Origin of the sequence: Anabaenopsis sp. FSS-46 (genome assembly GCF_029891665.1) — a bacterium.
GTDB classification, from domain to species: domain Bacteria; phylum Cyanobacteriota; class Cyanobacteriia; order Cyanobacteriales; family Nostocaceae; genus Anabaenopsis; species Anabaenopsis arnoldii.
Genome location: NZ_JANQDG010000080.1, coordinates 22292 through 43516, shown reverse-complemented (window position 1 = coordinate 43516; position 21225 = coordinate 22292). Strand labels below are relative to the sequence as shown.

General features: G+C 41.6%; 22 protein-coding genes. 15 read left to right on the top strand and 7 right to left on the bottom strand.

What is annotated here, in order from left to right:
- The first annotated feature begins 98 nt into the window (after positions 1-98).
- Together NWP21_RS09285 and NWP21_RS09280 are read left to right on the top strand one after the other, a co-directional pair.
- Positions 99-272, top strand: a complete 174-nt coding sequence (locus tag NWP21_RS09285; RefSeq protein ID WP_280792471.1) for a hypothetical protein — start codon at positions 99-101, stop codon at positions 270-272.
- A 142-nt stretch (positions 273-414) separates the two neighbouring features.
- Positions 415-1548: a hypothetical protein gene (locus tag NWP21_RS09280; protein ID WP_280792470.1), complete on the top strand. Its 1134-nt coding sequence runs from the start codon at positions 415-417 to the stop codon at positions 1546-1548.
- Positions 1549-1570: 22 nt separating this feature from the next.
- On the opposite strand, the gene NWP21_RS09275 is transcribed toward NWP21_RS09280, so the two are convergent.
- Positions 1571-2683 carry a DNA cytosine methyltransferase gene (locus NWP21_RS09275; protein ID WP_280792469.1) on the bottom strand — a complete coding sequence of 371 codons (1113 nt, stop codon included), beginning with the start codon at positions 2681-2683 and terminating at the stop codon, positions 1571-1573.
- 319 nt (positions 2684-3002) lie between these two features.
- Between NWP21_RS09275 and NWP21_RS09270 the strand changes: the two genes are divergently transcribed.
- From NWP21_RS09270 to psbM, 5 genes are all read left to right on the top strand, one after another.
- Positions 3003-3452: a hypothetical protein gene (locus tag NWP21_RS09270; RefSeq protein ID WP_280792468.1), complete on the top strand. Its 450-nt coding sequence runs from the start codon at positions 3003-3005 to the stop codon at positions 3450-3452.
- A gap of 122 nt (positions 3453-3574) precedes the next feature.
- Positions 3575-4678, top strand: a complete 1104-nt coding sequence (gene tgt, locus NWP21_RS09265; protein ID WP_280792467.1) for a tRNA guanosine(34) transglycosylase Tgt — start codon at positions 3575-3577, stop codon at positions 4676-4678.
- Positions 4679-4808: 130 nt separating this feature from the next.
- Entirely contained in the window at positions 4809-4946 is a 138-nt protein-coding gene (locus NWP21_RS09260; RefSeq protein WP_010995059.1) for a photosystem II reaction center protein K, read from the top strand.
- Between the two features lie 193 nt (positions 4947-5139).
- Complete coding sequence (locus tag NWP21_RS09255; protein ID WP_280792466.1) at positions 5140-5436, top strand: 2Fe-2S iron-sulfur cluster-binding protein; 297 nt, start codon at positions 5140-5142, stop codon at positions 5434-5436.
- Positions 5437-5551: 115 nt separating this feature from the next.
- Positions 5552-5668 carry a photosystem II reaction center protein PsbM gene (gene psbM / locus NWP21_RS09250; protein ID WP_271731637.1) on the top strand — a complete coding sequence of 39 codons (117 nt, stop codon included), beginning with the start codon at positions 5552-5554 and terminating at the stop codon, positions 5666-5668.
- Between the two features lie 63 nt (positions 5669-5731).
- Here the strand turns inward: psbM and NWP21_RS09245 are convergent, their stop codons facing one another.
- Both NWP21_RS09245 and NWP21_RS09240 read right to left on the bottom strand, forming a co-directional pair.
- The gene (locus tag NWP21_RS09245; protein WP_280792465.1) at positions 5732-6583 is read right to left on the bottom strand and encodes a universal stress protein; all 852 of its coding nucleotides are present in this window, start codon (positions 6581-6583) and stop codon (positions 5732-5734) included.
- 541 nt (positions 6584-7124) lie between these two features.
- A complete protein-coding gene (locus tag NWP21_RS09240) occupies positions 7125-9233 on the bottom strand; it encodes a M3 family metallopeptidase (protein WP_280792464.1) in 2109 nt (702 codons plus the stop codon).
- A gap of 531 nt (positions 9234-9764) precedes the next feature.
- On the opposite strand from NWP21_RS09240, the gene NWP21_RS09235 reads away from it, so the two are divergent.
- From NWP21_RS09235 to NWP21_RS09225, 3 genes are all read left to right on the top strand, one after another.
- Positions 9765-11354 (top strand): glycoside hydrolase family 57 protein, encoded by a 1590-nt coding sequence (locus tag NWP21_RS09235; protein WP_280792463.1) that lies wholly within the window; start codon positions 9765-9767, stop codon positions 11352-11354.
- 224 nt (positions 11355-11578) lie between these two features.
- The gene (locus NWP21_RS09230; RefSeq protein ID WP_280792462.1) at positions 11579-11965 is read left to right on the top strand and encodes a hypothetical protein; all 387 of its coding nucleotides are present in this window, start codon (positions 11579-11581) and stop codon (positions 11963-11965) included.
- On the top strand, positions 11965-12297 hold the full coding sequence (locus tag NWP21_RS09225; RefSeq protein WP_271732588.1) for a hypothetical protein: 333 nt from the start codon (positions 11965-11967) through the stop codon (positions 12295-12297). Before NWP21_RS09230 ends, NWP21_RS09225 begins: the two co-directional genes overlap by 1 nt.
- A gap of 164 nt (positions 12298-12461) precedes the next feature.
- Here NWP21_RS09225 and NWP21_RS09220 read toward each other — a convergent pair whose 3' ends face one another.
- Positions 12462-12914, bottom strand: coding sequence for a DUF3531 family protein (locus NWP21_RS09220; protein WP_271732589.1), 453 nt, complete (start codon positions 12912-12914; stop codon positions 12462-12464).
- An 83-nt stretch (positions 12915-12997) separates the two neighbouring features.
- Positions 12998-13912, bottom strand: a complete 915-nt coding sequence (locus tag NWP21_RS09215; RefSeq protein ID WP_280792461.1) for a Sll0314/Alr1548 family TPR repeat-containing protein — start codon at positions 13910-13912, stop codon at positions 12998-13000.
- A gap of 257 nt (positions 13913-14169) precedes the next feature.
- Between NWP21_RS09215 and NWP21_RS09210 the strand changes: the two genes are divergently transcribed.
- On the top strand, positions 14170-14844 hold the full coding sequence (locus NWP21_RS09210; protein WP_280792460.1) for an energy-coupling factor ABC transporter ATP-binding protein: 675 nt from the start codon (positions 14170-14172) through the stop codon (positions 14842-14844).
- A gap of 19 nt (positions 14845-14863) precedes the next feature.
- On the top strand, positions 14864-15601 hold the full coding sequence (rsmG, locus tag NWP21_RS09205; RefSeq protein WP_280792459.1) for a 16S rRNA (guanine(527)-N(7))-methyltransferase RsmG: 738 nt from the start codon (positions 14864-14866) through the stop codon (positions 15599-15601).
- Positions 15602-15603: 2 nt separating this feature from the next.
- Here the strand turns inward: rsmG and NWP21_RS09200 are convergent, their stop codons facing one another.
- Both NWP21_RS09200 and NWP21_RS09195 read right to left on the bottom strand, forming a co-directional pair.
- A complete protein-coding gene (locus tag NWP21_RS09200; protein ID WP_280792458.1) occupies positions 15604-17670 on the bottom strand; it encodes a S9 family peptidase in 2067 nt (688 codons plus the stop codon).
- 28 nt (positions 17671-17698) lie between these two features.
- The gene (locus NWP21_RS09195; RefSeq protein WP_280792457.1) at positions 17699-18382 is read right to left on the bottom strand and encodes a hypothetical protein; all 684 of its coding nucleotides are present in this window, start codon (positions 18380-18382) and stop codon (positions 17699-17701) included.
- A 124-nt stretch (positions 18383-18506) separates the two neighbouring features.
- Between NWP21_RS09195 and hemE the strand changes: the two genes are divergently transcribed.
- The 3 genes from hemE (at position 18507) to NWP21_RS09180 (ending at position 21129) form a co-directional block, all read left to right on the top strand.
- Positions 18507-19562 carry a uroporphyrinogen decarboxylase gene (gene hemE, locus NWP21_RS09190; protein WP_271732598.1) on the top strand — a complete coding sequence of 352 codons (1056 nt, stop codon included), beginning with the start codon at positions 18507-18509 and terminating at the stop codon, positions 19560-19562.
- A gap of 122 nt (positions 19563-19684) precedes the next feature.
- Positions 19685-20644 carry an NAD(P)-dependent oxidoreductase gene (locus NWP21_RS09185; RefSeq protein WP_280792456.1) on the top strand — a complete coding sequence of 320 codons (960 nt, stop codon included), beginning with the start codon at positions 19685-19687 and terminating at the stop codon, positions 20642-20644.
- The gene (locus tag NWP21_RS09180; RefSeq protein WP_280792455.1) at positions 20641-21129 is read left to right on the top strand and encodes a hypothetical protein; all 489 of its coding nucleotides are present in this window, start codon (positions 20641-20643) and stop codon (positions 21127-21129) included. Before NWP21_RS09185 ends, NWP21_RS09180 begins: the two co-directional genes overlap by 4 nt.
- Positions 21130-21225 lie beyond the last annotated feature (96 nt).

Genomic DNA, 21225 nt, shown 5'->3' with positions numbered 1-21225 from the left:
GCTGAAATAGTGATTCTAATGTTTTGACATCGTCAATCTAGCGAGTGCCGATTAACCTCGGTTGCTTGTTGTATAAGGGTTTCAGGGGTTTTGTTAGTATGCTAAAGTCCAGGGCGATCGCTTTTTCTGAACCATCGCTAACGCCACGCTATCGCTATCGGAAAGTGCCTCTAGACTTCTTACAGGGTATGTGTTTAAAATGTAAGAGAAGAGTCCCCAATGGCTGGGGACATCAATCGAATGGAAACATTTCCAAAGGTGACTGGATTTGATTGTTTCGGTGTGTTGGGTGTGTTCCATGTTCCATGTTCCCTGTTCCCTAAGATAAAAATTACCTGTTGAAAACTTATCAAACATCCTCTAAGTCTGGTTTAATTTAGAACAGAGTACAATAACCTTCCACTATCACTGTTCATGCCCAGAATTTTTGAAATCTTTGGCAAGCCAATTGCTACTGTTGAGGACAAAACAATCTTCTATGAAGCTATCTGCCCCTTTACAGAAAGCCAGTGCGATGGTGGAGGCAACAGAAACCAAACTAAAATAAAACTTAGTGATAATCACCCCTTACGTGATTATTTTAATGGAGACTTAAAAAGTGTTATTCCCGCTGTTTGCTCAATTCAATATACGGCGGATGAGTCTCCTTTGCAAAACTGTACACAAGAAACCTGGGTTGTTTGCCCAAGACGATTACTTGGATTTAAAAACATTGCTCCAGCAATCCCTGAAGTAAATCGTGGACTTCAACCACATGAACGAGAAGTTCTAAACCTTGCGAATCTTCCTAAAGATCAGGAAATTGGTATATGGCCAGAAGTTTATTTACAGTATGGTGATAATGATACCAACAGCCAAGTTGACTATCACTTTGACTTCATTGTTGCCCCGATTATCAGAGATTTAAGCGAAGAAGAATTCTATATTCAGCACCAAATCCAAGAAGAACAAGACAAAAGAGAGATTATAAAAAGTGCTAGGCGGAGTGGTGTATGTCATAGAATACCAGGTTCTAAGATCAGATTTGATATTAGCCCTGACCTTTCGCACCCGATTATTTTTGAAGTCATGACCGCAAGTACCAGTGGCTCTAACACAGAAAAAGGTACTGACATTGCATCTGCTTTCACTGCCGCAATGATCGGCAATGATCCGATAAGTCCTGGTATTAACAAGCGGCAGGTTTGGGGAAGAATGGCAACACAATTATTTGCAAAGTCAGCTTTGGCAGAGGCTTGGGGAGGGGAAACTTTTTGGGTTGTACAAGATGAGCTTTTAAGCAACATTGAAAAAACAACCCAATTATCCGTAGGAGAAATAGAAACTGCTAGCCAAGAAAATATCAATTTTATTTCTATGACTTACGATTCATTAGGGTCAAACAAACCAATAATTAAAATCAAGCAAGTTTATTGCAACTATTCAGGAATTAGTTTTACTAAAAATAATGCGGCTGTTGATATTTTGTTACCAAAAGCGCTGCCCCACAAAAAAGAGTTGCTTAAGTCCATTTTAAGGCGAAATTTGGCAGCAATAGTCAGGCTGTAAGACAAAGTTTTGTGTTTTACGTTTATCTTGAAAAAAACTGAGTAACAATACTTTTTCCCAAAACCTCTGCTAGTAAAGGAGGAACTGCATTAGCAACTAATCTGTGCTGATCTAATGTTTTGACGCTACCAGTGCGTCCTCGTATTGGGCCAACAAGCACATGAGCGTCGCTAAAACTATGAAGTCTTAGGCATTCACGCGGTGTTAAGTAACGGTTTTCAGAGGGATGGTAAAAAACTTCTCCACCTCGTAGGGTCAAGCTTGGTTCGTGCCATGCTAATCTTCTAAACTTGGTGGTATCCTTTTCCGGGTTTAATCGTTGTCTCTGTTCAAGGGGCAAATGTAGCTGACGGGCAAGGCATTGACCTTCTGGAACACCATTAATTCGTTCTCTGTCTCTGTTAGGTGTAATATCAATGTGATTAGATATATTTTCCCTCTGCCCTTTCAGGACGGGTTCAGGCAAATCGTGTATTGCATCATAAACAGTCTTATAAGGATTCAGTAGCTTATCAAAAAATGTACCAGGTACTTCTGTGCTTGTAGCTCGAAAATAGGTAGGCTGAGGAAAGAAAAATTTTCCTTCCAAAGATGCAACTAAAAACAATCGATCACGGATTTGTGGAACGCCGAAATCAGCAGATCTGAGCACTTCATAACTAACTGTATATCCAAGCTCTTGAAAATTACGAATAAGATTTTCTAATACGCCACCTTTTTTATTCTTAAGGCACGGAGCGCTTTTCAGCCCTTTCACTTGCTCAATAAGCACCACTTTGGGCATAAAGGCTTCTGCATATCTCACCATTTGGAACAGCAACAACCCTCTTTCATCAATTAATGAGCCACGCCTCCCAATAAGAGAGAACGATTGACATGGAGATCCTCCAGCCAAGAGATCGAGTTCACCCGGCATTAACTCCAAATCCCTTCTCAAATTGTGTGGGTTAATTTGGGTCACATCGGAAGCAACAACACTTTCTATCCCTTGTTCTGACAGCCACAGTTTAAGAGTCGCCTGTGCGTTTTGGTCAATTTCAGCACAAAAAATCGGATCAAAACCTGCCTTATGCAATCCTGAATCTAAACCAGCTATACCGCTGAAAAGTGAGATTGAGGTACGTTGTCTGGTCATATTCTCATGCCAAAACTAAGGCGCTTTAACAGCCTACACCAAATCTAGAAGATATTATCACCATAACATCAATAATAGTTGATACATTTTGATAATTAAAATTACGTGTAAGTTTTGTATATTTTTTTAAATTTTGACCGTGAGGGAATACCGGTGACATGAGCAACTTCAATTAGTAAAACAAATAATTGAATTTTGCATTCTGCAATTAATAAATTACCTTAGACTTAATTTAGACGTTTTCAAAAGCAGGCCACAAGCTGTTAAAGTCACAGTTTCGCTTTTTTATACCTGACCTTTGCTTATCTCCTATTTTCCTATGAGTCACCATCTACCGCACACCAGGATACCAGCTCCGTGTATTGTTAATACGGGAATAATTGTAAATAAGCTTGATATGCGACGATTGCTGTCTGATTTAGGGCGAGTCCGCTATATCTACACCCAAGAAGGCTTACAGAGCGAGGGTGAGGGAGATGTGATGGAAGTTTTTGTTAATCCCCAAAGGTCTACAGTCGTTGCTAACTGTGCGCTTTACTTAAATCTTGATAGCTTTGATTACCTGGAACTTAAACAGTCCCCGCAACAACAAACTTACTTTGATTTGTTCCAAGAACATATGTGTTTACGGCTGATTCCACTTTCGACTCCTTTACAAGAGCGAAAAGAACGTAACTTGAATTTCAAGGCCATAGAAGCGATGATGGAGCAGGTTTTCTCTGCTAAATGGGATGCGGAAATTGACGATGATGGTTCCGACTCCTTTTGATTAGCATATACTCAAAAAATTGGTAATGGTTTATTTGTGAGTGCTTAAGTGTTCATGAAGAATCAATTGCCAGGATTTCGGTTTTTTGTTTATACATTTAGCGCAATAGCATTACTTTTACTTTGAGTCAAAATTTTTCTTTTCAATCCCTGGCTAAATGTAGCCAGACAAAAGCCAGGGCTGGGGTGTTTATGACCCCTCATGGATCTGTGGAAACCCCAAGATTTATGCCAGTGGGGACTCTGGCAAATGTCAAAACTGTCACCCCAGAACAGTTAATGAGTACTGGGGCGCAGATGATACTTTCTAATACTTATCATCTCCATCTGCAACCAGGGGAGAGAATTGTAGCTGGAGGTGGTGGGTTACACAAATTTATGGGCTGGAATGGACCAATGCTCACAGATTCCGGTGGGTTTCAAGTATTCAGCTTGAGCGAAATGCGGAAAATTTCTGAAGATGGTGTAACTTTTCGCTCACCTCATGATGGGCAAATTATTCATTTAACACCGGAACGCTCTATAGAGATCCAAAATACTCTAGGGGCTGATGTGATCATGGCTTTTGATGAATGTCCCCCTTATCCAGCTACCCGCCAAGATGTACAAGCGGCGACTCAGAGGACTTATCGTTGGCTAGAACGCTGTATTTCTTTTCATCAACGCAGTGATCAAGCTTTGTTTGGTATCGTCCAAGGTGGGGTGTATCTGGATTTACGCGTCCAAGCGGCTGAGGCTTTAGCTGAGTTGGATTTGCCAGGATACGCTATTGGTGGTGTGAGTGTGGGAGAACCACCAGAACTCATGGCTGATATTGTGCGCACTACAGCGCCACTATTACCACCGGAAAAGCCTCGTTATTTGATGGGTGTGGGTACTTATCGGGAAATGGCTATTGCCATCGCTTCTGGTGTAGATTTATTTGATTGTGTGATTCCTACCCGTTGGGCGCGACACGGTACAGCAATTGTGCAAGGGGAACGCTGGAATTTAAAGAATGCTAAGTTTCGTGAAGATTATGCACCATTAGATGAAACTTGCTCTTGTTATGCTTGTCAAAATTTTAGCCGTGCTTACATCTCTCATTTAGTGCGATCGCAGGAAATATTAGGCTACACGTTGTTGAGTATTCACAACATTACGGAGTTAATTCGCTTTACCCAGAAGATTCGTGAAGCAATATTAAGCGATCGCTTTGCCAGGGAATTCGCACAATGGCTTAACTAGGGAGAAAATGGGGAATGGGAACCCAGGAAAGAATTTTGCTATCTAAAAATATTAAATACCCCATCCCCAAACCATGTTAAGATACACTTCAATTATGAAGTCTGTGTTAGATAGGTGGATTTAAACAAACATGGAAGCAGCATTGTTATTAGCCAAATTGCCTGAAGCTTACCAAATTTTCGATCCTTTGGTAGATGTTCTCCCCATTATTCCCGTCTTTTTCTTGTTGCTGGCGTTTGTATGGCAAGCAGCTGTTGGTTTCAGGTAAGCCAACCTATGACCAATTTTTGGGACAGGTATCCTACCTGTCCTATTTATTTGGCAGTTTTTTCTTTTCTAAACTTGATATCCCTTAGTATTTTGTAATATTTGGCCAGAAATTAAGTAAGATAGTGTGGGCGCTCTATGCCAAAATCAGCTTTATTAAAAAACGCCTACAGTCAAAAAGGTATAAATAAGCCATGGGTAACATCAAATTTGTCAAAGAAAACCAAGAAGTAATAGCAGCGGATGGGGCTAATCTTCGGCTCAAAGCCATGCAAAATGGCATTGACATATATAAATTTATTGGTAAAATGACCAATTGCGGCGGCAATGGTCAGTGTGGCACCTGCATTGTGGAGATAGTCGAAGGAATAGAAAATCTTTCCCCCCGCACAGATGTAGAGAACCGCAAATTTCAGAAAAAACCTGATAATTACCGCCTGGCCTGTCAAACCCTAGTCAATGGACCAGTGAGTGTAGTCACCAAACCTTAACATTTAAATTTTCAGACCAACGCGACGTCAAAAAAATTTGAGGTAACACTGGCATCGATAATGCTATTCTAAAATTGTTCACTAAAAACTAAAATTAAAGAGAGGCTTTCTTGCTATGCAAGTGAATGACCTAGGGTTCGTAGCGAGCATTCTGTTCGTTCTAGTGCCCGCAGTGTTTTTAATAATTCTTTACATCCAAACTGCTAGCCGTGAAGGTGGAAAAGATTCTTGATATTTGTGCATAAGACCAAGAACCCCAACACCACAGGTGCGGGGGTTCTTTATTGACCTGATGTTAGGCGACAGTCCGAGCCAACAACACAGGACAAGTTGCATTAACTCGAACATAGTCAGACAAAGAAGCACCGATGAGTCTGTCTATATCCACAAAACTCTTAGCCACAGATGGGCGGCGGTCTGGAGAACCGAGCAATAATAAATCTATATTTAACTCTTCTGCTATGCGGCAAATTTCTTCACCTGGTTTACCGCTACTAGTGAAACAACGAGTTTGTACACCGTACTTTTGCGCTTCAGCCACCGCCCATGCCAAATTGGAATTTTTATCTGGGGTAATTTCAGTGACCTGAGATTGTTTTGTACGTAAATCTGTAGTAATATTGGTTAAAATTAACTGACTACCGGGGATATCTCGTAACAAAAATAGCGCCAAACTTAAGCATTTTTTGGCTGGCTCGGAGTTATCCATGGCCACCATAACGCGCTTAATTCTCTTCACATAAATGTCGTCTTTGACCAGCAACATAGGGCGAGAAGATAGCTGGAAAACATACTGACTAACTGAATTAGATAAAATGGATTGTAGGCGTTTCAGTCCCCGTGAACCCATAATAATCAAGTCAGCATCAATTTCATCTGCTACCTGACAAACCAGGTCTTTGGGGTCACCTTGTCGCAGAATGGAAGACACCTGACTAGGGTCTAAATTCAGAGATTGAATAGCACTAGCTAAGATTTTACCGCCCTCTTCCCATTTATCTGTCATAGCAGCCGCAGTACTTTGGGCAGGTACAACATGGAGAACCGTCACTTTGGCAGATTTAATTGAGGGCATCTCTTTTAAGACTTTCAGCATTTCTTCTGCGTGGCCTAAGCCAGAAACTGCTAGTAAAATTCTTGCAATCATTGTTACTTCTCGCCGTTAAAGTTCCTTTGGTGTTTACTCTTATTAGTTGGCTGAGTTGAACATCTCGACTTCAGCACAAACAACCTAGTCAGTAAGTCGGTACAAACTTTTAATTAATGACCATTGTCACTGGAAAAAGTGACAGATAGTTAATTAATCTTGAGTTTTTTGGCTCTGATTTACATAAATTTATACTAGGCTGGGTATAGTTTTAATTTAGCGTAATAAAGTTTATAAACTATAATCTTAGTTATTTTTTTTAATAATCTATGTTAATATTTCTCAACTATTGGCAATACTTAAGTATTGCCAATAATTTTCATATAACTATAGTCATCCTATTTGAGTTGAGAAATTATCAGTGAGGAAAGGGAACACACCGAACAGGGAACAGAAACTGTTCATGAATCATTTAGGATTGCTATATCTGGATTTGTGATCAGAATTTACCTACCATTTTTTAACTCAATTCAGGTATTGGGGGTATGTTATGCCATCGGCTAACACAGCCTTGTAGATGAGAAGAACTGCCGGGATGTCACTAAGCTGCATCTGGTAATAAACCAGTATGCTTGAGTAAAGACGCTGTACTGGGTTGACGACCTCGGAAAGATTCAAACACCTTCATAGGATGTTGACTACCACCCAGAGCCAGTACCGTATCACGGTAACGTCTCCCTGTGGCTTTTATCGCCTGTTCATCCTCTAAACCAGCTTCTTCAAAAGCGGCAAATGCGTCAGCACTCAATACCTCAGCCCACTTATAACTGTAATAACCTGCGGCATAACCCCCAGCAAAAATGTGTCCGAAGGCACATAAAAAAGCATCTTCTGGTAGTGGTGATAAAACTGTAGTAGTTTTGGCAATGCGATGACGCACATCTGCGGCTGTTTCCCCACTACCAGGCCGATAACGATAGTGTAGTTCTAAATCGACACTGCTAAAGTGGATTTGCCGCAACATCACACTACCACTCATATAGTTACGTGCCGCTAGGAGTTTTTGGTAATAATGCTCTGGTAGGGCTGCACCAGTTTGATAATGCTGTGCCATACCAAACAAGGTGGGTCGCTCATAGCACCAGTTTTCCATGAACTGACTGGGTAGTTCCACAGCATCCCATTCTACATTATTAATACCCGCGGCCCCAGTATAGTCTACTTTGGTGAGCATATGCTGCAAGCCATGGCCAAATTCGTGAAATAAAGTTTCTACTTCATAGAAAGTCATCAAACTAGGCTTACCATCCACAGGAGGAGTTTGGTTACATACCAAATAGGCGACAGGTAAACGAATCGATGTCACACCATTCTCAGTTATTTTGCTGCGATTAATACATACATCCATCCAAGCACCACCGCGTTTTTCTGCCGGGCGGCTGTAGGGGTCTAGGTAGAAGTAAGCTAGGGGACTACCACTTTCATCAGCAATTTGGAAATAACGTACATTCTCATGCCAGACTGGGGCTTGACCATCGGCGGGAGTGACGGTCACACCAAACAACCGCTTCACCAGTCCAAATAACCCATCTAAGACTTGGGGAAGGGGAAAATAAGGACGTAATTCTTCGGCGGTGAAGGCAAATTTTTCTTCCCGTTGACGTTCGGCCCAAAAGCTGGTATCCCAGTGTTGTAAATTATCGGCTTCCGCTGCTTTCTTAGAGGAAGCAAAGGCTTTGAGTTCTTCTAAGTCTTTAACGGCTGCATCATAACTGGCTTGACGTAGTTCTTCTAATAGTGACTCAACTGCTGTCACATTGGGAGCCATTTTACTGGCTAAACTCAACTCAGCATAATTTTCAAAGCCTAGTAATGTGGCTAATTCTTGGCGCAACTCCAAGGTACGCTCAATTAGTGCCTGATTATTTAACTCTCCGGATGAAGCACGAGTTATATAAGCTTTATAGAGTTTTTCCCGTAAATCTCGGCGGGTGCTGTGCTGCATGAATGGCCCATAGCTGGGAAAGTCTAAAGTAATCCGCCAAGGGCCATTTTCTGGGGTGGCGTTTTCATCTCCCGCATCACGGGCAGCCTGTGCTGCTAAACTCAATAAGCTATCGGGTAAGCCGTCAATTTCTGCTTTTTTAGTCAGGGTTAAGCTAAAGGCTTTAGTCGCATCTAGGACATGGTTTGAGAATTTGGTAGCTAGTTCTGCTAACTCCATTTGGATGGTGTTGAAACGCTCTCTCGCTTCTGGTTGTAAGCCCACACCGGAAAGTTCGGCATCTCTGATGGCGGCTTCTACAATTCGCTGTTGGGCTGATTCTAAGGTAGCCCAGTTCTCACTGGCGCGCAGTGCCTTGAGACCATTGTAAATTGATTGGCTTTGACCAAGCTTGTTAAGAAACTGTACTACTTGTGGTTGTACGCTTTCATATGCTGTCCTTAGTTCAGGGCTATTTTTGACACCCATTAAATGGCCAACTATGCCCCAAGTCCAGTTGAGCTGTTCTGTGAGCTTTTCTAGTGGTTCTACTATGCCTTTCCAAGTAAGTTCGATATTAGTTTCTAAAATAGTTAGCTTCTGGTCAAGTTCCGCGAGTAGCTGCCCGAAGGCTGGTATTACTTGCTCTGGTTGAATGTCCTGAAAGGGGGGTAAGCCAGAACCTTTAAGTAAAGGATTTTGAAAAATCGTTACATTTTCACTCATGGTTTTGTGTGAGTCACCTATCAATAAATCTCGTCATGTATTTTCTAATGTAGCGATCGCTGCGTGATTTAGCCGCAAGAAAATGCCAAAATATCAACAAAATCTAAATTCACGCTCAGTAAGCAACAAAAAACCTCAGCTTGGCAACTGAGGTTTCTGATTCACAGAAGTAAGAATGACGATTTAGATACAACAATACTAAGAAGCGAAATTTTAGCTCAAGTCCAAAGCAACTTGATTGATACTGATTTACTTAAAATGGTTTGAGGTATTTGCTAACTTATGTAAACAAGTGTAACGAATACTTTATAAAAAGTCAATAGAATTTACAAAAGAGTTAGATACCTGGGAAGCATGGGGGAAAATTACCTCCATCTCTAGAACTAGGGTTTTTTATCATTAGCCGTGAGCAAATATTGTGAAAGGTAAAGGTAAACAGAAAACTCAACTCACGATCCCATAAAGTCCTAAAATATTGTTAATTTCCCTCATCCCTCCTCCTTCAACTTACAGTAATACCCTTAAATAACTATGGCTATCGGCTACGTCGCCCTCGTACTTCACGCGCATCTACCCTTCGTTCGTCACCCAGAAAGTGACTATGTATTAGAAGAAGAATGGCTTTATGAAGCCATCACCGAAACATACATTCCTTTATTAAAAGTATTTGAGGGCTTAAAGAGAGACGGTATCGACTTTAAAATTACCATGAGTATGACGCCGCCTCTGGTGTCCATGCTGCGTGACCCCCTACTGCAAGAACGCTATGACGCACACTTAGCCAAATTAGAAGAACTGACAGAACTAGAAGCGGAGCATAATATCAATAATGGCCATCTTCGTTACCTAGCTGAACACTACGCCACTGAGTTTAACGAAGCGCGTCAGGTATGGGAAAAGTACAAGGGTGATTTGGTAACAGCATTTAAGCAATTCCAAGATACTAATAACTTAGAAATTATTACTTGTGGTGCTACCCATGGCTATCTACCACTAATGAAAATGTACCCCCAAGCGGTGTGGGCGCAAATTCAAGTAGCTTGTGAACACTATGAGCAAACCTTTGGCCAATCCCCCAGAGGTATTTGGTTACCAGAATGCGCTTACTATGAAGGTGTGGAGCGAATGCTGGCGGATGCTGGTTTACGCTATTTCCTCACGGATGGACATGGGATTTTATACGCCCGTCCCCGTCCCCGCTTTGGTACTTATGCGCCAATTTTTACAGAAACTGGTGTGGCGGCTTTTGGTCGAGACCATGAATCTTCTCAGCAGGTATGGTCATCTGAGGTGGGTTATCCGGGTGCAGCAGAATATCGGGAATTTTACAAGGATTTGGGCTGGGAAGCTGAATATGAGTACATTAAGCCCTATATTATGCCCAATGGTCAACGCAAAAATACCGGCATTAAGTATCATAAGATCACCGGGCGGGGTTTAGGACTTTCCGACAAGGCACTTTATGATCCTTATTGGGCAAGGGAAAAAGCGGCAGAACACGCTGCGAATTTCATGTATAATCGTGAGCGGCAATCTGAGCATTTACACGGTATCATGGGTCGTCCGCCAATTATCGTTTCGCCCTATGATGCAGAGTTATTTGGCCACTGGTGGTATGAGGGTCCCTGGTTTATTGATTACCTGTTCCGCAAGTCATGGTATGATCAAGAAACTTATAAAATGACTCATCTAGCTGACTATTTACGCGCAGAACCCACTCAGCAGGTTTGTCGTCCTTCCCAGTCTAGTTGGGGTTATAAGGGTTTTCATGAGTATTGGTTAAATGAAACAAATGCTTGGATTTATCCACATTTACACAAAGCAACGGAACGCATGATTGAAATATCCCGCTTGGAAGCTGAAGACCAATTGCAGGAAAAGGCTCTCAACCAAGCTGCGCGGGAACTTTTACTAGCACAGTCTTCTGACTGGGCTTTTATTATGCGGACAGGAACTATGGTACCTTATGCTGTACGCAGAACGCGATCGCACTTGATGCGTTTTAATAAGCTCTATGAAGATGTGAAAATTGGTAAGGTTGATAGTGGTTGGTTAGAAAAGGTGGAATTAATGGATAATATTTTCCCTGACATCAACTATCGGGTTTACCGTCCTTTATAGGATAGCTGTTAAAACCCATTTCCCTGGCTTCTCACCAGAGGTTGGGGATTAGTATTTTGAGTTTTTTTTGTGTTTCATAGGGTTTTTGGTTCTGTATGCTCAGTGATTAAGCCTTTTTTATCCTAATGGAGTAGACACCAAGTTCCCTATTCCCTATTCGCTGCAATTTTTCCATCTTTAGGTTAAGTTTGAAGTAAGGTGATTTAATCCCAGGAGCTATTGCTATGGATGTGCTGATTGAATCTACAAGGGATTTTGAGCAGGATTTAGAGCAATTTAGTAATACAGAAAAATTTAAGATTATTAAAAAATTGAATAGCTATGTTGAGTTGCTCTCAATAGACAAAAATCTGTTTTACAAACATAGCGCACAGTTAATAAATATCAGACTCAAGGAAAATTATGATTCTTCTATCTATTCTCTGAGGATTAATGAAAATCTGAGAATTATTCTCACGATTGATGATGATCCTATTTTTGACAGAACTGTAATCACTTTATTTAGAGCAGTTAAGGCTGAAGATGCAGCAAAAGCATATAATTCAGTTGCAGAAACTCTTTATCAAGATTTCACTGTAGAGAATCAAGAGATTGAGGTTCCTACTTGCTAATGGTAAAAATTAAGCCCCTTTTAGATGAGTATGGTGTCATCCATGAAGCAATTAAGATTTTACCACAAGATTTGAAACTTGATTTTCTGGAAGCTTTGGCGGAATTGCAGGATAATGAGTGTCATAGAACCAGAAACTTTCCTAAAACCCGACTCCATAAAGTAACAGGTATTAAACAAGCCATATATAGAGCAGACATCGATAAAATATCAGGATGGCGCATCCATATTCAATATATTGAAGGAAAAATACATTTAAAAGACATCATCGAAGGTCAACAACATGATGATGTGATTAAAGTGATTAAGTCAAAGAAAGATAGGTACGAATAAACATTGTCAAACCCCTATAGCTTAAGCCATGCTACGCTGTTACAAACAAAAATACGTCCGCCATCCCGGATAAATCCTGCAGCTAATCAAACTGAATACTGGAATTTTGCCTAGTTTACTGATTTGAGAATCTCCGGGAATCTGGACAAGTTCAGGTGATAGAGTTAATTATCATACATGAAATGATTGGGGTTATCACTCTCCTCCACAGGCCAATCCTCATTTTCACCACCAATATATAAATCTTCTATGGTCACATATTCCTCATTTAACTGTTTGAGAGCATTGATTAAAATGTCAAGAGCGATCGCATCTGCGGTTCCCATGTCAAACCAACAACGGGCCCATTGTCCTTCATACTCAAACTCGCCCATATTGTGCATGAGTGCCAATAAGCTTTTATCATACCCTTGGGAGTCATAATTCATATAGCTGATTTCCAGTCCTGTTTCTTGAACTTGGAGATTTTCGGCATTAAATGCGCCTAATTTTCCCAGATAGAACCAAGAGTTAAAAACTTCTTCTACGTATTGCTTTTCACCTTCAGATGGAATTGTACTGAACTTTAACCAAATCCACACATCAAAAGGGTTAATTTCACGGAACTGAATTTGCATCGCGGGGGAATATTTAGGTTACTTTTTAGGGAATGGGGAGACGCGACGAATCGCGCCTGTATATGATTATTCCGCATTTTCAGTTAATTATTCCAACTATTCAGGGTGTTAAAGGTGTTATTACGTTCCCGCTCTATTTGTTTGACCAAATCCGCTGGAAGTTGGGATCTTTTAGCCAAGGCTTTGTCGAAGTTAACTACAGCTTCTTGGATGATTGACTGACTTTTAAGTTGTTGTCCTTGTTCTCTGAGGATTTGAGCTTTGAGATAATACAATTCTGGATGTTCAGATGTAGTTTTTAAAGCACTGTTGACATATTCTAAAGCCTGGGAATACTGTTTTAAGTCCCGATAAGCAACGGCTATACCTCTATCCGCTAGGTATTTAGGTCCAGCATTGACCTTTAATCTAGCAATTGCATCATCGGGATTGGCGAAGGGTAAATTTACAGCTAGCATCAAGTCCATATAGCCTTTAAGTAAATTCAGTTCTGGATCTTGAGGGGCGATCGCCTCTGCCCTGTCTAAATATTGATATACTTGACGCAGGCGAGTTAAAGCTTGTGGCGCACCTCTGAGGGTACCTTCACGGGTAATAATTGTTGCTCCTTGAAAAAAGTGTCCCACAGCGGTGTATATATTCCCACGTAATTCGTCTGTAGCAATCAGTTTTTCTGCGGCTTCTAGGGTTTTCTGGCTATAGGTCTCCAGTTTGGCTAAATCTTTATTGGCGTAGGCTAAAGAGGCCTTCATGGCGTAAGCTAAAGGTTCGTTGGGTTCGCTGGATATTGCTTTTTCCAGGTAACTTTGGGCGGCTAGATAATCACCTTTTTGGAAAATTGCCTGAAAAGCGGCTTCTGTATTGTCTCCAATATTACGAGGTTCATTGGTTCGGAATGGGTCTCCGGCTAAAGAGGGATTAACCCATAAATTAAGTGCTATGACTGCTGTAAAGGTTGTCTGAGCTAACTTGGTGAGTTGAGAAAGGCGTTTATTCATGGTCACCCTGAAAAAATAAATATTGTTAACATCGTGGCCAGTAATACTTAAAATCCCGAGAAAATTAACTATAATTCTTATCGCACTTCAACCTCAATATTGTACAAAGGTAGACTGTGGTTGTCATGGCTGGTTCCCGTTGTCCCTTGTCTTTTTTGCAGGTGAAGTCTGTCAGAGTCTAGAAAAGGAGAAGAGCGGTTAAGCTATGGAAAATTATCATCACAAGTGATTCGCCAACTTTTTATTAGTCCTGACAAATGCTCTATATTAGAAATCTCAGTTATCATCCTACAGCCAGCCCGGTGGCGATTCTGAAATCGATTAATCTAGAATTAGCACCCCAGCGGCTGGGTATGATTATTGGTCCTAGCGGTTCGGGTAAAAGTACTTTACTAGAAATTTTATCTGGACTAGCTGAACCAACTTCAGGGTCAGTTTTTTGGCGGGAACAAGAACTTATCCCCGAACAGCTACAACAGTTAGCTGGGTTAGTGTTTCAGTTCCCAGAGCGGCACTTTTGCGGTGGTACAATTTTAGAAGAATTGCGTTTAGGACATCCTGAATTAGGTTCACAGCGAGTTAGACAAGCATTAAGCGCCGTGGGGTTAGAGCATTTATCCCTTAGTGCAGCACCCCATGCTTTAAGTGGTGGACAGCAGCGGCGTTTGGCTTTGGCTGTGCAATTGATTCGTCAACCCAATATATTATTATTGGATGAACCCACAGCAGGTTTAGATTGGTCAATGCGTCAGCAATTAGTTAATTTATTAGCGAAACTCAAAGAAGATTGGATGCTGTTGATTGTCACCCATGATGCTGGGGATATGCTGGCGATCGCTGATCGTTGTTGGACACTGAACCACGGTGAACTACAGTCAGTAGAACCGGAGATACTCAAAGCGAAAATTAAAGAAACCCAAACACCTGTATAAAACAGTTAAATAATGACTGATGACTAACTCATTGCCAGGAATGGCACATATATGGCAGCATACCCTGAATTGGCTACCCCAGGAAGAGCAGCAACAAAAATTTCAGCAGTTGTATGAATTAATTATAGAAGGTAATCGGCAATTAAACTTAACCCGCATTACCGAACCACAAGAATTTTGGGAAAAACATCTGTGGGACTCACTCCGAGGAATTGCACCACAAGGGCGATTGATTCCATCTGTTTTAGAAAATGCTTCTGTAATTGATATTGGTACAGGTGCGGGTTTTCCTGGTGTTCCCGTAGCAATTGCTCTCCCTAATTGTCAAATTACTCTGGTAGATTCAACCAGGAAGAAAGTTAATTTTATTGACGAGGTATTGACTAAATTAACTCTTAGCAATAGCAAAACTGTGGTTGGGAGGGCGGAGGAAATAGGTCATCATCCCCAGCACCGCAAAACCTACGATGTAGCTTTAATTAGGGCTGTTGGTAATGCGGCGGTTTGTGCGGAGTATACTCTACCATTACTTAAACAGGGTGGTTTGGCTGTAATTTATCGTGGTAATTGGACAGTAGAGGAAACTACAGCTTTGCAAAATGCTGTTAGCCAATTAGGTGGGGTAATTGAATTAGTTGATCAATTTACCACACCTTTAAGTAACAGCATGCGTCATTGCTTATATTTGCGGAAAGTTGCAACTACCGCAGCTAGTTTTCCCCGCGCTGTTGGTATACCGACTCAAAAGCCCCTATGAGTTTATGCTAAACCCAATCTATCCAAAATAAAAGCGTCTTCAAAAGCTAGCTCTCGCAAGCTTTCATAACGTCCAGAAGGGCCGCCATGTCCGGCCTCCATGTTGGTTTTGAGCAACAGCAGATGATCATCTGTTTTCAGTTCCCGGAGTTTGGCTGTCCATTTGGCGGGTTCCCAATATTTGACCCGGGAATCATTTAAACCGGCGGTAATCAATGTATCTGGGTAATCTGTGGCGGCGACGTTATCATAGGGGGAGTAGGATTTCATGTAGTCATAATAAACTTTGTCGTTGGGATTTCCCCATTCTTCCCATTCCATTGCTGATAGGGGTAGGGAAGTATCTAAAATTGTGGTGACTACATCCACAAAGGGAACGTTAGCTACAACTACTTTAAACAAATCAGGACGCATATTCATTACTGCACCCATCAATAAACCCCCCGCACTACCCCCGGTAATTGCTAGGCGATCGCACGTAGTCCAACCTTGACTAATTAAATACTCTGCACAGGCAATAAAATCTGTAAAGGTGTTCTTTTTTTGTAAAAATTTGCCTTGTTCATACCACTTGCGCCCCATTTCTTCACCACCACGAATATGAGCAATGGCAAATACTACTCCCCGCTCTAATAGTGTTAGTCTGGTGGATGAAAATGATGGGGGGTAAGAGGAACCATAGGCACCGTATCCTGTGAGTAACAAAGGGTTTTTACCATCTTTATTGGTTCCCCGTTTGTAAACAATGGAGATGGGGACTTTTGTCCCGTCCGTGGCCGTGGCCATGAGCCATTGACTTTCATATTGACTGGGGTTGTATCCTCCCAAAACTTCCGTCTGTTTTTTTAATTCCCGCTGATTTGTTTCCATGTTGTAATCAAAAACAGATTGGGGAGTAATTAAAGAAGTATAATTAAACCGCAGTACTTGAGTGTTAAATTCTGGGTTACTACCTTCAAAAAATTCATAGGTTGGTTCCGGGAAAATTATATTATTTTCCTCTCTTGTAGATAGGTTCTGTACCCTTGCAGTTTGCAATCCGCCTTTTCTTTCATAAATTACCAGGTGATTGGCAAACAGACTGACCCCTAATAATAGCACATCTTCTCTGTGGGGAATGATGGTTTCCCAATTTTCTAGGGATGGTTTAGCTACAGGTGTTTTGACTAATTTAAAATTAGTGGCTGCGTCGTTGGTGACAATATAAAAGTTATTATTATGATGGTCTACATTATATTCTACTCCTGTAGTCCGGGGACGAATGATCTGAAAATTACCATAAGGATTATTAGCATCTAAATAGTGAACTTCTGTGGTGATGCTACTTTGCATCACCATGAATATATATGATTTGCTGCGGGTTTTCTCAACGTGTAAATGATAGATATCATCTTTTTCTTCATATATCAATACATCTTCTTGCGGACAATTTCCTAATTTATGTTTTAGGAGTTGGTAGGGACGATTAGCATCATCAATTCTAGTGTAAAATGCTGTTTGATTATCGTTACTCCAGGCCAAGGAGAAATAAGTTTTGGGAATGGTTTCTGGATATAACTGATGTGTGTTGAGGTCAAGGAAACACAACAGATATTCCTCTGAACCTGTAGTATCAAAGGAATAAGCTAATATTTGATGATTGGGGCTGATGGCAAATACACCTAAATCAAAAAATTCGTGACCCTGAGCTAATTCGTTTTCATCTAAGATGATTTCTTCTGGTGCTTCTAAACTACCTTTTTTCCGGCAATGAATGGGATAGGATTTACCGGCTTCAGTACGAGAATAATAATAATATTCATCTTTTCGGGATGGAACTGATAAATCTGTTTCTTTAATGCGGGAGAGCATTTCATTGTAAAGCTGGGTTTGCAGCGCTTCTGTATGCTGCATCATTGCTGCTGTATAGGCGTTTTCTGCTTCTAGATAGGGAATGAGTTGTGGGTGGTCTAGGTCACGCATCCAAAAGTATTTATCTAGACGGCGATCGCCATGCAATTCTAAAACCTGGGGGTGTTCCTCAGCAATGGGCGGTGTGACTATTTTGTTTAAAACTTGGTCTTTATTCATTAATGTTTAACCTATGGTCAAGTACTCACTAGCTATTCCTCAGGTAAGATGAGCTAGAAATTTTAGTTGGGCGATGAGAGTTTCTCTTTAAACTACATAAGCCAAGTGCTGGTATTACTCCGAGAATGATAGCTGTAAATGATTGTTCACTCCAATACAATATAGGAGTATGATGTATTTGGGGCATCAAATTTCGTACCAGGGAAAGAAACCCAGTAAAAAGACTGATACCTAAAAAGCATACAGAAGGCAGGAAAATCCATAACCAGGCTGGTTTGGCGTAGCGTCGCAACACTAACCATTGGCACAGTCCTAGCCAGATTCCGCTGCAAATATAAAGAATTGTTGACAAAAGTCCTGTGATGGCAAACTCAGGAAAAATATATCTTACCCAGTTCATGGCAGCGGTGTAGGCAATCAACCAACCTGCACTGGTAGCTACTGTCCATAGCCTACCGGAAATATAGCTACCTAGGACAAGGGCTTGATTGGCGGCAAAAACTACTGCAAATATGATGGTGCTGAGTATTTTGACCCAAGGGAAAGAATCGGTAGCAGCTAAATTGCCCAGGATGATCCCTTCTAAAGCTATGCTGGCTATGGTAGCTACAAACCATCCGCAGATAGTGATCAAGGTAAACTGAAGAAAAAACTTGCGTCTTTCCAGTGGGGGTATTAAGAAATTTTTCGAGTGGGGGGGTAGATGCAACATGGATTGAATGATGAAAGTACAGCATTAACTGTTATGCTGAGAGGTCACCCTCTGGAAAAAGCTTATCTAGTGAATGATAAGCTAAACAGTGGCATAAAAATAATCACTTAGGAAGAAGTGTTAAATGGGTGTTTCGTTAACGGCTCCTCATCTCCTCCGAGCTGCGCGTGGTGAAGTAGTAGATCGTCCTCCCGTCTGGATGATGCGACAAGCAGGACGATATATGAAAGCATATCGAGATTTAAGGGAAAAATATCCTTCTTTCCGCGATCGCTCGGAAATTCCCGAAGTGGCGATCGAAGTTTCCCTACAACCTTGGAAAGCATTCCGCCCAGATGGGGTAATTTTATTTTCCGATATTGTTACCCCTTTACCTGGTTTAGGTATTGAAATGGATATTGCAGAGGGTAAGGGTCCAATTATTCATTCCCCCCTACGGAGCCAAGCGCAAATTGATCAGCTGCGTCCCCTAGAACCAGAAGTATGTCTACCCTTTATTAAGACTATCTTGCAGGCTTTACGTCAGGAAGTGGGTAATCAGTCTACGGTTTTAGGCTTTGTAGGCGCACCGTGGACTTTAGCAGCTTATGCGGTGGAGGGTAAGGGTTCTAAAACCTACTCCGTAATTAAAAATATGGCCTTCTCAGACCCGACTATGTTACATCAGCTGTTGGCTAAATTGGCCGACGCGATCGCTGTTTACACTCGCTATCAAATTGATTGCGGCGCTCAAGTGGTGCAGATGTTTGACTCTTGGGCGGGTCAACTCAGTCCCCAAGATTATGATACCTTTGCTCTGCCCTATCAGCAACGGGTGTTTGAGCAAGTTAAACAAACTCATCCTGATACACCGTTAATTTTGTTAGTTAGCGGTAGTGCGGGGGTGTTGGAAAGAATGCCAAAATCAGGTGCTGATATTGTCACCGTAGATTGGGCTGTGGATATGGCCGAAGCTCGGGCGAGATTGGGTAAACAGGTCAAGGTTCAGGGAAATCTTGACCCCGGTGTTTTATTTGGTTCTCAGGATTTCATCCGCGATCGCATTATTGATACAGTGCGTAAAGCTGGTAATTGGGGTCATATCCTCAATCTCGGTCATGGTGTGCTACCAGAAACACCAGAGGAAAATGTGGCTTTCTTCTTTGAAACAGCAAAGCAACTCAAAGCTGTAGGAGTTTAGGGAGGTTAACTGTTGACGGTTGACTGTTGACTGTTGACGGTTGACGGTTGACTGTTGACTGTTGACTGTTGAGGGGGTGGGCATAGTGCCGCTTTTTATTAAGAAAATTTACCAGAAATTATATGCAAAAAAAACGGATTTTAGTCACTGGTGCCAGTGGTTGTATAGGTCATTATATCACAGAAGCTTTAATTGAAAATACCAGTCACGAGTTATATTTACTGGTGAGGAACCGGGCAAAATTACAAGTTGATACTGGTGTGCGATCGGGTATCAATGTGATTGAGGGTGATATGCAAAAACTTGACTTATTGGCTGATTTGTTACCCACAATTGATACAGCAGTCCTGACCGCTACCGCTTGGGGAGGTGACCAGACCTTTGATGTGAATGTCTCTAAGACCCTAGAGTTAATCAAAATGCTCGACCCCCAACGCTGTGAACAGGTGATTTATTTTTCCACAGCTAGTGTGTTAGACCGCCATAACCAACCCCTCCCGGAAGCGGGGGAAATTGGTACTGACTATATTCGTTCTAAATATGATTGTCTGCAAAAGATGTCCCAGCTAGAAATCGCCGGGAAAATTACTAAGGTTTTCCCTACCTTAGTTTTGGGTGGGGATGAGACTAAGCCCTATTCCCATCTAACAGGGGGGATTGCAGAAGTCACTAAATATATTAACCTAATTCGCTTTTTGCAGGTAGATGGCAGTTTTCATTTTATCCATGGACAAGATATTGCCACTGTGGTAGAATATTTGATAGATTACCCACCCCAAGGAAATCAACCCCGTCAGTTTGTTTTAGGACAGCCAGCTTTAACAGCTAACCAAGCGGTGGCGGATGTGTGCGGCTATCTCCAGAAAAAAATTTATTTTCGCATTCCCCTATCTTTGGGTTTAGCTAACTTAATTATTGCACTATTTCGCATTCAAATGGCGGCTTGGGATAGATTCTGTATGAACTATCGTCACTTTAGTTATGATCATGTGATTAATCCTGGTATTTGGGGTTTGCCAAACTACTGTGCAACCATGAGGGATGTTTTAAGAATTAGCGGTGTTAAGGAGGGGAAACCATGAAGGGTTTAGTTTTAACTGTGGTGCTGTGGGTGTTAATCTCTCCTGGGGTTCAGGGTCAAACAGTTCCAGCTACAATCACCCGTCCTAATGTGACGGTTCCCAGAGTTCCCAATATTACCTCACCGTCAATTAATAACCGCCGAGTTACTCCCCCCTCTGTGACTATCCCCAGTGAACGTACTACAACGGATGTTGTGAATATTTCTGAAATTGATGTGACTACTCGACCGATAATTAATATACCCAGGGTGACAGTACCCAGTAGTTCGGTAAACCCTCCCGTTGTGGGTAGACCCTCGGTAACCACTAACTCTACCATTAGTTTACCCAGGGTGACAAGACCAAATATCTCCATTACCCAACCGTCGGTGAATGTACCCGGGACTACGGGGTTACAATCAGGGGTGAGATTTAATGGTAATTTAGTTGATCCCCAACCTCCGTTACCAACAGGAGAGGGAACATTTACTTTTACTTTAGATTAAAATACTTTAGAGGTTGTTTGGAAAGTATTAAACAGGTAATTTTTATCTTAGGGAACGGGGAACAGGGAGCAGGGAGCAGGGAGCAGTCGGTTTTTA

Excerpts from the sequence above, each read along its gene's own strand:
- NWP21_RS09245 (WP_280792465.1), bottom strand. The coding sequence starts at position 6,583 with ATGATTGCAAGAATTTTACTAGCAGTTTCTGGCTTAGGCCACGCAGAA.
- NWP21_RS09235 (WP_280792463.1), top strand. The coding sequence starts at position 9,765 with ATGGCTATCGGCTACGTCGCCCTCGTACTTCACGCGCATCTACCCTTC.
- NWP21_RS09210 (WP_280792460.1), top strand. The coding sequence starts at position 14,170 with ATGCTCTATATTAGAAATCTCAGTTATCATCCTACAGCCAGCCCGGTG.
- NWP21_RS09280 (WP_280792470.1), top strand. The coding sequence starts at position 415 with ATGCCCAGAATTTTTGAAATCTTTGGCAAGCCAATTGCTACTGTTGAG.
- NWP21_RS09215 (WP_280792461.1), bottom strand. The coding sequence starts at position 13,912 with ATGAATAAACGCCTTTCTCAACTCACCAAGTTAGCTCAGACAACCTTT.
- NWP21_RS09285 (WP_280792471.1), top strand. The coding sequence starts at position 99 with ATGCTAAAGTCCAGGGCGATCGCTTTTTCTGAACCATCGCTAACGCCA.
- NWP21_RS09180 (WP_280792455.1), top strand. The coding sequence starts at position 20,641 with ATGAAGGGTTTAGTTTTAACTGTGGTGCTGTGGGTGTTAATCTCTCCT.
- psbM (WP_271731637.1), top strand. The coding sequence starts at position 5,552 with ATGCAAGTGAATGACCTAGGGTTCGTAGCGAGCATTCTGTTCGTTCTA.
- rsmG (WP_280792459.1), top strand. The coding sequence starts at position 14,864 with ATGACTAACTCATTGCCAGGAATGGCACATATATGGCAGCATACCCTG.
- NWP21_RS09220 (WP_271732589.1), bottom strand. The coding sequence starts at position 12,914 with ATGCAAATTCAGTTCCGTGAAATTAACCCTTTTGATGTGTGGATTTGG.
- NWP21_RS09255 (WP_280792466.1), top strand. The coding sequence starts at position 5,140 with ATGGGTAACATCAAATTTGTCAAAGAAAACCAAGAAGTAATAGCAGCG.
- NWP21_RS09185 (WP_280792456.1), top strand. The coding sequence starts at position 19,685 with ATGCAAAAAAAACGGATTTTAGTCACTGGTGCCAGTGGTTGTATAGGT.
- NWP21_RS09230 (WP_280792462.1), top strand. The coding sequence starts at position 11,579 with ATGGATGTGCTGATTGAATCTACAAGGGATTTTGAGCAGGATTTAGAG.
- hemE (WP_271732598.1), top strand. The coding sequence starts at position 18,507 with ATGGGTGTTTCGTTAACGGCTCCTCATCTCCTCCGAGCTGCGCGTGGT.
- NWP21_RS09275 (WP_280792469.1), bottom strand. The coding sequence starts at position 2,683 with ATGACCAGACAACGTACCTCAATCTCACTTTTCAGCGGTATAGCTGGT.
- NWP21_RS09240 (WP_280792464.1), bottom strand. The coding sequence starts at position 9,233 with ATGAGTGAAAATGTAACGATTTTTCAAAATCCTTTACTTAAAGGTTCT.
- NWP21_RS09195 (WP_280792457.1), bottom strand. The coding sequence starts at position 18,382 with ATGTTGCATCTACCCCCCCACTCGAAAAATTTCTTAATACCCCCACTG.
- NWP21_RS09270 (WP_280792468.1), top strand. The coding sequence starts at position 3,003 with ATGAGTCACCATCTACCGCACACCAGGATACCAGCTCCGTGTATTGTT.
- NWP21_RS09200 (WP_280792458.1), bottom strand. The coding sequence starts at position 17,670 with ATGAATAAAGACCAAGTTTTAAACAAAATAGTCACACCGCCCATTGCT.
- NWP21_RS09225 (WP_271732588.1), top strand. The coding sequence starts at position 11,965 with ATGGTAAAAATTAAGCCCCTTTTAGATGAGTATGGTGTCATCCATGAA.
- NWP21_RS09260 (WP_010995059.1), top strand. The coding sequence starts at position 4,809 with ATGGAAGCAGCATTGTTATTAGCCAAATTGCCTGAAGCTTACCAAATT.